The sequence below is a fragment of the Methylobacterium sp. R2-1 genome, assembly GCF_014191355.1.
GTDB lineage: Bacteria > Pseudomonadota > Alphaproteobacteria > Rhizobiales > Beijerinckiaceae > Methylobacterium.
Genome location: NZ_JACHWM010000004.1, coordinates 1 through 14,763 on the forward strand (window position 1 = coordinate 1; position 14,763 = coordinate 14,763).

5 protein-coding genes and 1 pseudogene are annotated in these 14,763 nt (G+C 67.4%); 2 read left to right on the plus strand and 4 right to left on the minus strand.

All coding sequences use genetic code 11. From position 1 onward, the window contains the following. Window positions 1-138: 138 nt before the first annotated feature. Window positions 139-1,836, minus strand: a complete 1,698-nt coding sequence (locus FHU13_RS06830; protein WP_183435126.1) for a methyl-accepting chemotaxis protein — start codon at window positions 1,834-1,836, stop codon at window positions 139-141. 383 nt (window positions 1,837-2,219) lie between these two features. Between FHU13_RS06830 and FHU13_RS06835 the strand changes: the two genes are divergently transcribed. Continuing rightward, on the plus strand, window positions 2,220-3,842 hold the full coding sequence (locus FHU13_RS06835) for an ABC-F family ATP-binding cassette domain-containing protein (RefSeq protein ID WP_183435127.1): 1,623 nt from the start codon (window positions 2,220-2,222) through the stop codon (window positions 3,840-3,842). Window positions 3,843-3,849: 7 nt separating this feature from the next. Here the strand turns inward: FHU13_RS06835 and FHU13_RS06840 are convergent, their stop codons facing one another. The 3 genes from FHU13_RS06840 to FHU13_RS06850 form a co-directional block, all read right to left on the minus strand. Next, the gene (locus tag FHU13_RS06840) at window positions 3,850-4,206 is read right to left on the minus strand and encodes an MmcQ/YjbR family DNA-binding protein (protein WP_183435128.1); all 357 of its coding nucleotides are present in this window, start codon (window positions 4,204-4,206) and stop codon (window positions 3,850-3,852) included. A gap of 14 nt (window positions 4,207-4,220) precedes the next feature. Continuing rightward, window positions 4,221-4,460 (minus strand): hypothetical protein, encoded by a 240-nt coding sequence (locus FHU13_RS06845; RefSeq protein WP_183435129.1) that lies wholly within the window; start codon window positions 4,458-4,460, stop codon window positions 4,221-4,223. Window positions 4,461-4,720: 260 nt separating this feature from the next. Beyond that, window positions 4,721-13,096: an ExeM/NucH family extracellular endonuclease gene (locus FHU13_RS06850; RefSeq protein ID WP_183435130.1), complete on the minus strand. Its 8,376-nt coding sequence runs from the start codon at window positions 13,094-13,096 to the stop codon at window positions 4,721-4,723. A gap of 947 nt (window positions 13,097-14,043) precedes the next feature. On the opposite strand from FHU13_RS06850, the pseudogene FHU13_RS06855 reads away from it, so the two are divergent. Then, window positions 14,044-14,340 (plus strand): annotated as a pseudogene (locus tag FHU13_RS06855) (carbohydrate porin); the annotation flags it as partial. Between the last annotated feature and the right edge of the window lie 423 nt (window positions 14,341-14,763).

The window sequence follows — 14,763 nt, forward strand, 5'->3', positions numbered from 1 at the left end:
GAACCGCGATCGTCATCGTCCCGCTCCCTTCCTCATCTCGGCTACCCTGCAAGCCTAGCAGCGCAGCCCGGGTGAGGGGCGGGCCATCCATAAAGGGGGCGCTCTCGGCGCCCCTTTTTTTCATCCGCTCGGACTGGCTCAGGCCGCGCGCACCGTAGAGAGGAAGCGGACGACCTCTGCCCGCAGATGCTCGGCTTGCCGCGACAGCTCGGAGGCCGATGCCAGCACCTGAGTCGCGGCCGCGCCCGTCTCCTCCGAGGCCTGGGCCACGCCCGCGATGTTGCTGGTCACCTCGCCGGCACCGACTGCCGCCTGGGAGACGTTGCGCACGATCTCTTGGGTCGCTGCGCCTTGCTCCTCCACCGCCGCCGCGATCGTCGCCGTCACGGCGTTGATCTCGCGGATGCGCCCGGTGATGCCGCCGATCGACGTCACAGCCTGCCCGGTCGCGCCCTGGATCTGCGCGATCTGACCGGAGATCTCCTCCGTCGCCCGTGAGGTCTGAGCGGCGAGCTCCTTCACCTCGCTCGCCACCACGGCGAAACCGCGCCCGGCCTCTCCGGCGCGCGCCGCCTCGATCGTCGCATTGAGAGCCAGAAGGTTGGTCTGGCTCGCGATGTTGGCGATGAGGTTCACTACGTCGCCGATCCGGGCCGCGGCCTGACTGAGTTCGTGGACGAGGACGGCGCTCTGGTCCGCCTCGCCAACCGCGAGCTGAGCCATGTCGGCCGAGGTGCCGACCTGTCGGCCGATCTCGTGCACGGACGCGCCGAGTTCCTCGGCCGCGGCGGCGACGGTGCTGACATTGGATGCGGCCTCTTCCGCCGCCGCCGCGACCGTGGTCGACTGGCTCGCGGTCTCCGTGGCCGTCGCGGTCATCTGCTGAGCGGTGGCCTGCAGTTCGGTCGCCGACGAGGAGACCATTCCGACGACGCTCCCCACCGCACGCTCGAAGCCGTCCGCCAGCTCGATCATGGTGCGGCGGCGCTCGACCGCTGCAGCCTCATCCGCCACGCGCTTGAGTTCGGCCTGCTCGGCGGCCTTGCGCGCGACGAGAGCCTTGATCCCTTCCACGGCGCGGGCGACGGCACCGATCTCATCACCGCGACGCGCCTCGGCGATATCGGTTTCGATCTCACCCTCGGCCATTCGCTGAAGCACACGAACCAGCCGGTTGATCGGGCAGGTCACGCCGGCAATGGCGATCAGACCGAGCAGGGCGAAGGCCAGGAGCAGGCCGACGGCCGCAATCCCCGTCAGCGCCAGCGCTGCGGACTTGCTGACCTCATTGGACTGCCGCTTCGCCGAGTCGAGATCGCTCGTGTTGGCGGCGACGCGCTTCTGGATCGCTTCGATCGCCTTGGCTCGAACCGGACGGACCAGTTCGAAGGAGACCTTCGCCGCCTCTGTGTTCTGATTCTTCATGCCCAATTCGATCGAGCGCTCCGCCGTCGTGAAGAACTCGGCGACGGTGGCTTTGACGTCCCCGAGCATCATGCGGCGCGCGTCGGAATCGGCCATGGCGATCAACCGATCCATGCCGCCGAAGGCACGTTCCCGCGCTTCCTCGAAGCGCTTGTGGTGAGCAGCCAAAGCAGGCCCCTCGGTCTCAAGGATGATGTTCTTCTCGCTGATCACCGCTTCGTCGACGGCAAGGACCGTCTGCAAGGCGGTGATCACACGCGCTGCACGGACGTCCACGACCTCCTGAGTCGTTCGCTCCAACCGCTCGAGCGTGTCGCGCGCCAGAACGACGATCCCGGCAGCAACGAGCGCGACAAGTGCGGCCGGAATGGCAAGCTTTCCGAGAAGCCTGAGATTAGTGAACCAGCGCATCTATCTGCGTATTGGGACCGTCGCGAAGCATCTGTAGGCCGCCCCAGCCGCGTCGGATCACAATCCTGTGACGCACAGAGGGTTAATAAGGCACAACCACGGAAGTAATAAATGCCACAACGCGGTCGCAACCTATGTTAATGAGGTGATAAGCCGAACTATACGCTACGGCGAGGCTCCACCATCCGTGAGAAGGTGTTTCTTACCTCAATCCGATGAACGCGCTGCCGCAAGCCTGGAGCCAGCGCCGGCGATCGCTCGCTGTACCGCCTCCCTGCATTGCAACCGGGCTGCCTTCCGGTCGGGTCGAGCTTGGCGTAAGGCCCCTCGCAAGTTCTCTCGGCTGCCCGCCCTCTCCATCCTCATCCAGGCCCCGCGGACGCATGATTCGTCTCGACAAGATCGGTAAGCAGAACGGTCGGCAGATCGTCTTCATCGAAGCTTCGGCCGCCCTGCAGAAGGGTGAGAAGGCCGGCCTCGTCGGCCCGAACGGTGCCGGCAAGACCACGCTCTTCCGCCTGCTGACCGGTCAGGAACAGCCCGACGAGGGCCAAGTCTCGTCGGAGCGCGGCATCACCATCGGCTATTTCAGCCAGGATGTCGGCGAGATGGCCGGACGCACGGTCGTCGCCGAGGTGATGGACGGCGCTGGCCCAGTCAGCGTCGTCGCGGCCGAGTTGAAAGAGTTGGAGGCGGGCCTCGCCGATCCCGACCAGGCCGATGAGATGGACGCGCTGGTTGAGCGCTACGGCGAGGTGCAGGCCCGGTTCGAGGAACTCGACGGCTACGCGCTGGAGGGCCGCGCCTACGAGGTGCTGGCCGGACTCGGCTTCTCGCAGGAGATGATGGACGGCGATGTCGGCCGGCTCTCGGGCGGCTGGAAGATGCGCGTGGCGCTGGCCCGCATCCTTCTGATGCGCCCCGACGTGATGCTGCTCGACGAGCCGAGCAACCACCTCGACCTGGAAAGCCTGATCTGGCTCGAATCCTTCCTCAAGGGCTACGACGGCGCGCTTCTGATGACCTCGCACGACCGCGAGTTCATGAATCGCATCGTCTCCAAGGTCATCGAGATCGATGGCGGCACACTCACCACCTATTCCGGTGACTACGCCTTCTACGAGCAACAGCGGGCCCTGAACGAGCAGCACCAGCAGGCGCAGTTCGAGCGCCAGCAGGCGATGCTCGCCAAGGAGATCAAGTTCATCGAGCGCTTCAAGGCCCGTGCCAGCCACGCTGCGCAGGTCCAGAGCCGAGTGAAGAAGCTCGACAAGATCGAACGGGTCGAGCCGCCGCGCCGCCGCCAAACCGTCGCCTTCGAGTTCCAGCCGGCGCCGCGCTCGGGCGACGACGTCGCGATGCTCAAGGGTGTGCACAAGCGCTACGGCAGCCGCATCATCTACGACGGGCTCGACTTCTCGATTCGCCGCAAGGAGCGCTGGTGCGTCATGGGCATCAACGGCGCCGGCAAGTCGACGCTGCTGAAGCTCGTCACCGGCGCGGCGCAGCCCGATGCCGGCACGGTCGCCGTCGGCGGCAGCGTCAAGCTCGGCTACTTCGCCCAGCACGCCATGGACCTGCTCGACGGCGACCTGACCGTGTTCGAGGATCTGGAGAGCAGCTTTCCGCAGGCTGGCCAGGGCTCGTTGCGGGCGCTCGCCGGCTGCTTCGGCTTTTCCGGCGACGACGTGGAGAAGCCCTGCCGGGTGCTGTCCGGCGGCGAGAAGGCGCGGCTGGTCATGGCCAAGATGCTTTACGACCCGCCGAACTTCCTCGTCCTCGACGAGCCGACCAACCACCTCGACATCGCCACCAAGGAGATGCTGATCAGCGCGCTTTCAGGTTTCGAGGGCACGATGCTGTTCGTCAGCCACGATCGGCACTTCCTCGCCGCCCTGTCGAACCGGGTTCTCGAAGTGACGGGCGACGGCATCCGGCAGTACGGCGGCGGCTACACGGAATACGTGGCGAGCACCGGCCAGGAAGCGCCGGGCCTGAGAAGCTGATCATCGGTTAGGGATCGAGCGCGAGACCTTCGTAGCGCGCGACGAGGCCGGGCGGCGCGACGATCCGCCAAGCGGTCAGCAGCGCGTCGCGAAGGGTCTCCTCCTCGGCCATGTCGAGGTCGAGACTCGTCCAGCCGCGCGCCCCCCAGGCGCCCGGCACCGCCTCGAACGCGTCCGGCTCTGCGTCGAGCAGGTGCGACTGCACCTCAGGCGTCAGCCTGACGACCACCCGTGCCTCATCGGTCCAGAGCGTGGCGAAGATCCGCCCGCCGACCCGGAAGTCGGGATGACCCTGATGCGCGCCCTCGAGCGCCTCCGGTAGCATCAGCGCGAGGGCGCGCACATCTTCGGGCAGGCAGGCCATGGCGGCGCGCTATGCTACGCCCGGCTCGTCGGCGCCTGCCACGTGGTGCCCGGATGCTCGCGCACGTCGCCGTTCCGGGTCCCGGTATCGCTGTCGCTGACCCATTCGCCTGGCTCAGTAATCTCGACGATCTCGTCTTCCGGATAGGCCGCCTCCACGAACAGGCGGGCCTCGCCCTCGGCGGCCGCGCGCACGGTCACCAGCGGGCGCTCGCCGCCCGTGCCGCGCACCCGTGCGATGAAAAGCTTCGTCATGGAAGGAGTCCTTCGGCCGCTGTCCCAGGACCCGATCAACGCCCGCGCGGCGGAAGAGATCATCCGGAGCGGTTCGCTTACCGCTCCTTCAATGTCGTGGTGATGAGCGGATCGACCACGCCGCACTTCGCCGCCATGCCGAGAGAGGCGGCACGGCGGGGGCTGCGCCCCGATCCAGGGAGCCACACGAACGTTCGGACCGCGCGAGACGCGCGGCCCGATCTGACGCGACGAGTACGGCTGCCTGGGAGGACGCAGCCCTAGACGAGGGCGCCGTAACGGAACCCGCCATCGGCGAAGTCCGACCGGCCCTCGTAGAGGCCGTATTGCAGGAAGTGCTGCATCGGATCGATCTGGGCGGCGGCCACGTCCTTGTAGGTCGACAGGTAGGTGGCGGTGTCGAAGGAGGCGGACGGGTCGCGGCCCTCCTTCCAGCCGTACTGATCGTAGTGGCTGAGCGGGTTGATACCCGCCGCCTTCACGTCCGCGTAGGCCGCGAGGTAGCCCTTGGTGTCGAAGACCGCGTTCGGATTGCGGCCCTCCTTCCAGCCGTACTGCTCGAAATGCTGGACGGCGAAGGCGAAGCTGTTGCCGCTTCCGGCGGCCTGGGCGACGTCGGCATTGGCGAGGAGGTAGAACTCCGCGTCCAAGCCGCCACGGATGTCGCTCGCCCGACCGACCGCGTCGTGGATCGCTCGGCCTTCGCTCTGCCCGTACTGCAGGTAGTGCGCGAGTGGGTTCAGACCGGCGGCCTTCACGTCGGGATTGGCCGCCAGATAGAACTCATTGTCGAAGCGAGCGCCCGGATCGCGGTCCTCCTTCCAACCGGCCTGCTGGTACTGGTCGAGCGGGTTGACCCCGGCGGCCTTCACGTCGGGATTGGCCGCCAGGTAGCCCTTGGTCGAGAAGAAGGCGTTCGGGTCGCGGCCCTCGCGGGCACCGTACTGGGCGAAGTGCGCATCGGCGTCCTGGGCGGCCTGGAACACGTCCTTGTTGCGCGCCAAGTAGTAGAGGTCGTCGACGAGTGGCTTGCCGTCGTTCACCACGATCGTGGCGTCCGAGAAAAGGTAGCGCTCGAACCCATCGACGAGATCGCGGCCTTCCGGCCCGGTGATGACGGTGAACCGGCCGGCTTCCTCGACGGTGATGGTCGAGAAGGACGAGTTGAACACCAGCGTGTCGGTGCCGCGTCCGCCGGACAGAAGGTCGTTGCCGGCGCTGTTGGTGATGACGTCGTCACCTAGGCCGCCGGAGAGTCGGTCGGCGAAGGACGTTCCCTGCAGCACGTCGTTGCCGTTCGTTCCGGGTTGGCTGACGCCGCGGGCCAGGACGCTGTCGCCGCGGAAGGCGAGGTTCTGGATCCGCGTGTCGGCAGCGGGTCCGGTATCGGCCTGGCCGTAAGGCGTCACGCTGTAGAAGGCCTTGAGATACTCGGCGAAGGCATCCTGCTCGGTTCCCTGCGCCGCGAAGGTCTCGGTATCGGGCAGGGACGTCGGCGTCGCGTTGCTCAGCGAGACGCGGTTCTCGCCGTAGGCCGGGAAGGGATAATTGTCGCCGCCCAGCCCCGGCGCCGCGCTCGACCCCGTGGTCAGAAAGTCGAGGGTGACAGCACGGATGCTCCGGTTCGCATCGCCGACGAGCTGGCCGTTCTGCACCAGGGTGTCGATGAGGAAGCCGTCGGGATCGACGATCGCGGCAGAGATGATCCGCTGCCCCTCGCGGGTGACGTTGCCGTTGGCATCGACCGTCTGGGCCTGCCGGCTCGCGTCGAACGAGAAGCTGATGCCGCCGATCTGCGGGAAGGCACCCGGCGTCGCGCCCGGCGCGACCGAGGAGACGGCGTGTTCGAGCACCCGCTCCAGTTCGGAAGCCGTGACGGTGACCATGGCGAGCGCGTTGTTGAAGCGCAGCGAGTTGATGACGTCGAGCTGCGAGATGTCGCCGGCCGCCTTGCCCGCCGCCGGGTTGGCGGCCGGAGGAAGCTCCGCGGTGCCGCCGCCGGCCGTCGAGAACGAGCCGATCGAGTCGCGGATGCCGCCTCCGTTCTTGATCGAGACGGTGACCGTGCCGTCGTACTGCTTGGCGTACCAGAGGTTGGCGTCGGCGCTGAGATCGCCGAGGTTGGTCTCCTCGGTGCGGACCTCGCCGCGGCGGCCTTCCAGATACACGCTGGTGCGGCCGAGGATGTTGCCGTCCTGCTGGCGGATGATGTCGGCGACGCCGGCAGTTTCCTGGATGCCGTCGTTGTTGGCGTCCAGGCCCTCGATCACCTCGCGCACGAGGTAACCCTTGGAGCCGGGGGTGAAGGCGGCCGTCTTCGAGCCCCAGAGCTGTGCCACCGTGGTGTCATCGACCGCGACCGCACCGGAATTGTCCGGAGTGATCGAGTTGCGGATGACGTTGCCCTGATCGTCGAAGGTGACGTTGAGCCGGCCGACATATGAATATTCGGAGTCGGTGTTGACCAGGGCCAGGGTCTGGCCGGAGGCGTTGGTGAAGAATTGCGGGTAGGCGCCGCCGCTGGTGTCGCCCGGCAGCAGACGGTCATTGCTGTCCGCGAGCAGGGTGTGCGAACCGCCGCCGATCAGCACGTCGACATTGCGCAGCAGCGGAGCCAGTGCCTGCTCGTTGGCGAGCTGCTGCAGGTGGGTGCCGACGATGACCTTGTTGAGGCCCGGATTGGCCGCGAGCACCCGGTCGATCTCGGCATTGATCTGGTTGGCCAGGAGCGCGATCTCGTCGCGACCGGTGAAGCCGTCCACGGTGACGTTGCCCAGCGTGGTCAGCAGCGGCTCGACCTGCGTGGTCGCGCCGATGAAGGCGATCCGCTCGCCGTTCTCGACGATGATCGTCGACTTGGCGATCTTGTCGGCGCCGGTGCCGGTCTGGGTCGAGGTCGGGCCGGTCTGGGCGAAGGTGGCGAGGTCGCCGTCGCGGTGCACGAGGCCCGACAGCGCGGCTTCACGGGAGAAGTTCAGGTTCGTCGAGAGGTAGGGGAACTGCGCGCCGACCCAGGTGTCGTCGGCGGCACCCGCCGCCGTACCGAGATTGGCGCCGATAATGTTGGCGACCTCCGTCGGCCCGGCATCGAATTCGTGGTTGCCGAACACCGCCGCCTGGACGCCGATGATGTTCTGGATGGTGATGTCGGCCCGTCCGGGCGAGGCGGCGAGACGGCCGTAGGCATTGGCGCCGGAGAGCCCGTAGAACTGGTTGTAGACCCCGTTATAGGTCGCCGCCATCTGCGGGTCGGCGCCCGCGATGTAGAACGGGCTCGGGATCCAGCCGTCGCCGGTCGAAAGCGTGATCGAGTTCGGCGTCGTGTCCTCGAGCCGATCGACGATGGCCGCGAAGCTCGCGGCCCGCTCGGTCGCGAGCAATCCGCCTTCCCAGTCCGAGGCGTGCAGGATCTGAAGCGTGTAGGTCATGGGGGTGGCCTGCTCCGTGGTGAAATCGAGGCTGTCTCGGGCGATTCCGGCAAAGGCGTTGCCGGCGGTGTCGGTGAGGGTGCCGGCGGGCACGATCACGTCGTAGGCGGCGCCGGGCAGCAGATCGGCGCTCGGGTTGATCGTCACCGTGTCGCCGCTGATCCGGACCTGGGCGGTGTCGGAGACCGCGATGGTGCGGGTGTCGCCCGCGCCGTCGGTGAGCGTGAGGCTGCCGATCCCTGCCCGCACCGCCTCGCTGAAGCGCAGGACGATGTCGGCGCCGGGCGCCGTCTTGGCGGCGTTGTCGGCAGGCGTCGCGGCGACGAGAACCGGTGCGGTCTGGTCGAGGCGTAGGCCGACGAGGACGGGGTCGTGGTCGGATTCGCGCACGGGCGACCGGCCGTCGAAGTAGCTGGCCGGCCGGCCGAAATCGAGGTTGTAGTCGATCGCGTCCGCCTCGTCGGCGTTGACGTGCCACTCGGTGACGCCGGTGACCTGACGGGTCAGGCTGCCGCTGGCGAGAGCATGGTCGAGGGCGCCGTAAGCGCCGTCGAAGACGTAGGAATAGGGGTTGGCGAGGCGGTCCTCGGCGAGGTTGGTGAAGCCGGCCGCCTTGAGGATGTCGAGGGCATCCTCCTTGATGTAGGCGTTGAAGTCGCCGAGCAGGATCGTGTCGCTGTCCTGGCTGCCGGTCGGCCGCAACGCGACCCACTGGGCCAGCGCCGCCGCCGCGAGTTCGCGCTGCTGCTGCCACGCGCCCTGGCCGTCGCCCTGGTCGGCATCCGCGCCGGTCCCGGTGCCGCTCTTCGACTTGAAGTGGTTGATGACCGCGGTGAAGGTCTCGCCCGTGGCGATCTCGTTGAAGGTCACCGCGAGCGAGGCGCGGCTGGTATTGGGACCGTTGAAGATGTGGCCGATGCTGCTCTGCTGCAGCAGGGCCGGGTTGAAGGCCGCCACGTCCGCGTCGTCGAGCCGCTCGATCGTGGTGTTCATCGCCACGCTGACCTTGCTCGGCTTGTAGATGAAGCCGACCGCGATCGCGTCGCCGCCGAGGAACTGGCCTTGGTCGAGCTGGGCGCCCGGATTGACGTAGGCGTAGGTGTCGGCGCCCGCGCGCAGGTTGAGCTGCCCGACGAGGTATTCGAGCGCGTTGCCCGGATCGCCCGGACGGAATTGGTTCTCCAGTTCGGTCAGGCCGAGCACGTCGGCGCCGGTACCGATCAGGGTGGTGACGAGCTTCTCGGTCTGGCGCGTGAGCTCCTGAGCGCTGTTGGCGCCCCGCGGCTGAAGGCCGATCGCCGTGCGCGCGGACGATCCGGTGTCGAGGCTGGTGAAGTAGTTGAGGACGTTGAGGCTGCCGACCTTGAGCGTGCCGCCGACCGGGTCGGGCTCGGCGGGCCGCGGGTTGGCGGTCGTGAAGCGGTTCTCGCCGTCGTCGATGGCGCGCACCCGGTAGGTGTTGGTCGGGCCGAAGCCGAGGGTGCCGGTTAGCCCCGCGATGGTGTCGCCCATCCGCGGCGCCGTCGCCGTGCCGTAGGTCGGGCCGACCCCGTCGAGATTCTCCACCGGCTGGTTCTGGCTGTTCAGCCCGTCGTCGTAGGAGATCGAGCGCGCTGCCGTCTGGGTGAGGTAGGCGGCGTAGGCCGCCGCATTCGGCTCGAATTCGTTGGTGAAGGTCTCGGATCGGCCGCCGGCGGCGAGGCGGATCTCGTTGAAGCGGTCGAGGTTGAACTGCTCGGTGATCGCGAGCGTCTGGGGGAAGCGGACCAGCATGCCCTCGTAGCGTTCGAGGTCGGGCTGCGCGGTTGTGTCGGTGCCGATCGTGCCGGCTGCCGGCAGTTCGACGGCGACCGCCGAGGTCTTGACCTGCTCAGGCGTCAGCGCCCGCGGCGTCACCACCTGGATCGACGCGGCGTTCCGGACGGTGATCTGCGTCTCGCCGTTGAACTCGGCGATGGTGCCGGTGACGCGGACGCGGTCACCCTCGGCGACGTCGACGAGTCGATTGCCGGTGCCCTCGTAGACGAACACGCCCTCCGAGGTGAGCGGGTTCCCATCCTGATCGGCCGCCTCCTCCTGGATGTAGAAGCCGCCGAGGTTGCGCTTGGGGTCGGCATCGCCGTTCTGGAAATCGCCGACGACGATCGCCTCGATCGTGACGGTGCGGCCGACGAGCGGGCTCGCTGCTCCCTCGCCCTGAACCGCCGAGATCAGGCTCACGTCGTCGTTGACGATCGTGCCTGTCGCGGTGGCGGCGGCCGGGCGCACGGACGCGGCGATGCCGGTCTGATTCGACGTCGCCGAGCGCAGGGTGAGGGCGAAGGTCTCGTCGGCCTCCGGCAGGGCGTCGCCCCGGACGCTGACGCTGACCTGCGCCGAGGCGGCACCGGCGGGGATCGTGCCGGTAACCGTCAGCGGCAGGCTCGGCGTGCCGGTGAAGTCGGCGCCATCGGCTGCGTTGGCGCCGGTGCCCATCAGCTCGGCGGTGAAGGAAACGGCGCCCAGCGTGCCGTTGCTGCGCTCAACCGTGAAGGTGAACACGGTCTCGCCCGCGTTGCCCTCCGCCTTGCTGACGGCGAGGGAATTCGCGGCGAATCCGACTTCTTGAGTGAAGCCCTGGGACAGGGCGGCGTAGAGCACGGCACCGCCGTTGGCGGCCTCGTTGGCGCTGACGAGGAGGGGCGTGCCGGTCGGGTTGCGATCGGCGGCGATGAAGGTGAGCACCTCCGGGCCGAGATCGGTCGTCGCGCCGGGGAGCGGCGGGACGTAGGAAACATAGGCCGCGTTGGCCGGATCGGTGACGTCGTAGACGATGACGCCGCTCTGCCGCTCCAGGCCGACGAAGGCGTAGATCCGGCCGTTGACGGTGCCGATGGTGATGCCCTCGGGCTCCGGCCCCTTGTTGTCCGAGCGGTCGTCGGGCGTGTTGGCCAGGACCTGATCGTTGTTGAACCGCTCCGGCGCGATCTGCGCGAAGATCTTTTCGAACTCGCCGCCGGTCTCGCGCACCTTGGTGATGGTGCCGTCGACGTTCTGGCGGAAGATCGAGATGCCGCGCCCGCCGAGCGTGTTGAGCTGGTCGATCACGCCGTCGTTGTCGGTGTCGCCGGTGCGCAGCAGGACGTTGAGGCGGGCATAGGTCGGGTCCGCCTTGAGGAGTTGGAGTTCGGGCGTCAGCCGGCTGTTGGCGATGCTGCTCAGACGGCCGACGTCGCCGGTGTCGTCGGCACCGCCGATGACGCGATGGTCGCCCTCGTTGGCGGTGACGAAGTAGGTCGCGCCGCCGGTGGAGAACGCGGCCACCGTGTCGGGCTGGAGCAGGCCGTAGATCGGCGCATTCGCAGGGGTCGCCGCGATTCGGATCGAGGCGGTGCCGTTCGGGCCGTCGCGATCGGAGGCGTCGAACTCGTTGCCGGCCAGCGAATGGTTGACCGCACCCAACGGCTGGATCGCGATCGGCGCCGTGCCGGGGTTGGCGAGATCGATGATGGCGACGCCGTTCACCTCCTGCAGGGTGACGTAGGCGAAGCGGTTGTCGGGCGAGATCGCGATGTATTCGGGCTCGATGTCGGCCGCCGCGCTCTTCCCCGGCGTGATGGCGAGGCCGCGGGCGCGCAGGGCGCCCTCACTGCCGTCGAGCCCTTCGAACCCCACGGTCGCCGTGACGGCGGCGTTGGCCGCCCCGCCCGAGACGTCGATGATCGAGACGCCGCCCACGGGATTGCTGCCCGCGCTCGCCTGCTCTCCCTCGTTGGCGACGAGGAGGCGGCTGCCGTCACGGGTAAAGACGATCTGATCGGGCCCGACGCCGACCGTCAGCGAGCGCAGCAGCGTGCCGTCGGCGTTGAACAGCGCGACCCGGCCCGGCGCGTCGCCGGTCGCGTTGGCGTAGGCGACGGCCACGAGGCCGTTGAAGACCGCGACCGAGTTGACCGAGCCGTACTGCTCCAGGCCGGACAGTCGGATCTCGCCGGTCTTGCTCAGCGCGCCGGACGCGTCGAGTGCGACGATCTCGATGCGGTTCTCGTTGGTGTTCTGAATGTAGAAGCGGCTCGTCGTGGCGTCGTAGGCCACCACTTCGGCGTTAGGCACCGCCGGCGTCGCCGGATCGTTCGTGGCGGCGTAGGCGCCGAGCCGCACCAGTTGAAGCGCATTCGTCGGGATGGGCGGCGACGTGGTGGTTGCGCTGGAGAGGCCCTGTAAGGAGGGCGCTGCGTCGAAGACCGTGATGCCGTTGATGCGGGTGCCGACGTCGTCGGTGAGGATCGTGCCGGTGCCCTGGCCATCCGCCACGGTGGTGCCCCGCACGTTCGAGACCGCGACCGAGAACGTCTCGCTCGGCTCGATCGCCGTGTCGCCGAGGATGTCCACCGCAAAGGTCGTGCTGGTCTGGCCCGCCGCGATGGTCTGGCCGGTGACTGTCCGGGCGAGGTAGTCGCTGCCGGCGGTGGCGGTGCCGTCCGCGGTGGCGATATCGAAGGTCACGCCGCCCGCGGGCGCAGGCGCGCTCAGGGAAACGGTGAAGACGAGCTGCTTAGTGCCCGAATCGCCCTCGCTCACCTGAACGTCGTCGATCGACAGTGTCGGGACGACCGCGTCGGCGCTCACCGCGAAGGCGTTGTAGCTGCCGGCACCGACGCGGGTGGCGTTGTCCTGGGTCCAGAATCCGGGCGCGCCGATCGCCGTCAGGATCTGATCGCGCGTGCCCGAAACGGGGCCGCCGTAGCGGCCGTTATCGGCACCCAGCGCCACGGCGGTCCGGCCGAGGCTCAACCCCGGCGGAAGCGCGGAGGTGTTGGCATTGGTTCCGTTCGCCGCGAAGCTGCCGCCGCCATCGGCGAAATTGATCGCATACAGGAAGGTCGGGTTCGCCACGCTCCCCTGGTAGGCGAGGATCTGGTCACCATCCGTGCTGAACGAGAACCTCGGGGCGTCGGTGGCCGTGTAGACGGGGGTGTTCGTCCCTCCGGCCGCGCTGTCGGCCGTAGGGTGGATCACCATGCCGGCGGAAAGCGCCGTCGGCGCCGTGTAGGTGTAGCTGCCCTCGCTGGTCAGAAGCCCGTTGGTGCTGCTGCTCCAGCCGTTGTCGGTGAAGGTGATTCTGGTGCCGGCCTCGATGTCGCGCAGGATGGCGAACGCGAAATCGTCGGGATTGTCCGCATCGTACCCGACGAGAGCGATGTCGCCGGCGGCAAGGCTCGTAGCCATGTCCATCTCCAGGCAGCCGAGCAGGCCGAGCGCGGATGTCGCTCGATGCAAAGCCAAGGGTTGATCCTCGGCCGGATGCGAGAAGACGCAGCGGCCATGACCGCCCCGGGGATGGGACGCTCACGGCACGGAGACATCGCTTCGATCTATGCCAGCCGAGCTTCTGGCTAGCGGCGTTCCACAACAGTACTGTGAAGCCTCGGATGCCTCGTACATGCCGGCTACAGCGGCTCCTGCATCCAGACCTCGGGTGTGATGCTGGTCTGAGCTCTGCGCCGTCCCATCTCGGATGCCCCGGTAGATTTCCGTGAGATCAAGCGCCGGTCACGCCGACTTGACCGGCGCTTGATCTCACGGGCCACGCGCGGGCCGCTTTTCACGAGCGCGCGGCAGGAGCAGCAACGTGCGACTGCCTAGGCGGCGCAGAGCCACTGCTTGGCGGCTCAGCCGTCTATGGCCGAGGCCAGGGCATCGCGGGAGCACGTCCGGCAAGTGCAGCAGAGATCTCGTCGCGCGCCGCACTCTCGGTCTGCTCGCAGTCAGCCAGCCCGTCGTGCAAGCAGTTAGGTCCTTGATCCTGCGGCGTTGCTTTCAGGACGCCTTGGCAGTCCACGATCACGGCATGAGGGGCGTAATCCCGCCTGCATCAGGCTTCGAAGGCAAACCGTGCAGAGTCCATCACGAATAAGAATCGAGATCGGCGCCATGGCCCGCTTGCGCCGGCCGTATGCACAACGAGCAGCGGCATAAGATGCAAATACTGTCAGAAATTCCGCCGAAGAAAGGTTTGGAAACAAGATGGCGCGCCGCTTAGAACAAAAGGTGCGAGCGCATGAAATTGCGATCATACGATGAAATTTGAGAGACCTCAGTCGCCTGACCTTGGTCAGCGAAGCGATCAGGTCGGCCAGCCTTGAGAACACCACGCTGCGTCCGGTTTTGATCGTCTCTCCCTCAAGGGGGCGGCCTGGGGGCGCCCGCTCGACACGGTGGGCGTCGGACTCGCGCAGAACGAGCTCTCGCAGGGGCACCGGGCCTATTTCAACACCGGCGGCCTCGGGTTGCTGATCGGCGATGGACGCCTCAGCTACGCGCCTGAGCGTGCCTTCGAGGCCTATTATGCCATGGCGCTCACAACGACACTCGCGATGTCGCTCAACTACCAGCATGTCGAGAACCTCGCCTACAATCGTGACCGTGGACCTGCCGACTTCTTTGCCGCTCGGATGCACGTGGATTTCTAGGTGTATGGTCCCAGGAGGTGGGGTGGGGGTCGGGCCTGAAGCGTTCGGGCTGTTTCGGCCGGACCGTGAGGACATGCTCACGATCCGCCCTGCAGGAGTGGTCCGCCGTGAGGCAGGGCCTGCGGGTCGGAACGAAGACGGCGAATGAAGATGGGCTGCCTGCCACCAGGGACCCAGCTCCTCGGAAGGCCCGCTTCTTGGCCCCGTTTCGATGCCGCCGGAGTGTCCGCAGTTCTGTCAGGAGAGGGGCGCGCCAATCCGAGCAAAAGCGCGAACGCTTATATCATTGATGTTTATAGATAAAATTTTGTGGCTGCCGCAACCGGCTACATCTGAAAGTCCGCAGCGTAATCGATAACAGCGGCGAGGCAGACCCATTGCACGCGGGTGGGGGCTACGAAGAGCCAGCCATCCCCCGTTCGT

Coding starts and splice junctions, on each gene's coding strand:
- FHU13_RS06845 (WP_183435129.1), bottom strand. CDS start 4,460: ATGACGAAGCTTTTCATCGCACGGGTGCGCGGCACGGGCGGCGAGCGC.
- FHU13_RS06830 (WP_183435126.1), bottom strand. CDS start 1,836: ATGCGCTGGTTCACTAATCTCAGGCTTCTCGGAAAGCTTGCCATTCCG.
- FHU13_RS06840 (WP_183435128.1), bottom strand. CDS start 4,206: ATGGCCTGCCTGCCCGAAGATGTGCGCGCCCTCGCGCTGATGCTACCG.
- FHU13_RS06850 (WP_183435130.1), bottom strand. CDS start 13,096: ATGGCTACGAGCCTTGCCGCCGGCGACATCGCTCTCGTCGGGTACGAT.
- FHU13_RS06835 (WP_183435127.1), top strand. CDS start 2,220: ATGATTCGTCTCGACAAGATCGGTAAGCAGAACGGTCGGCAGATCGTC.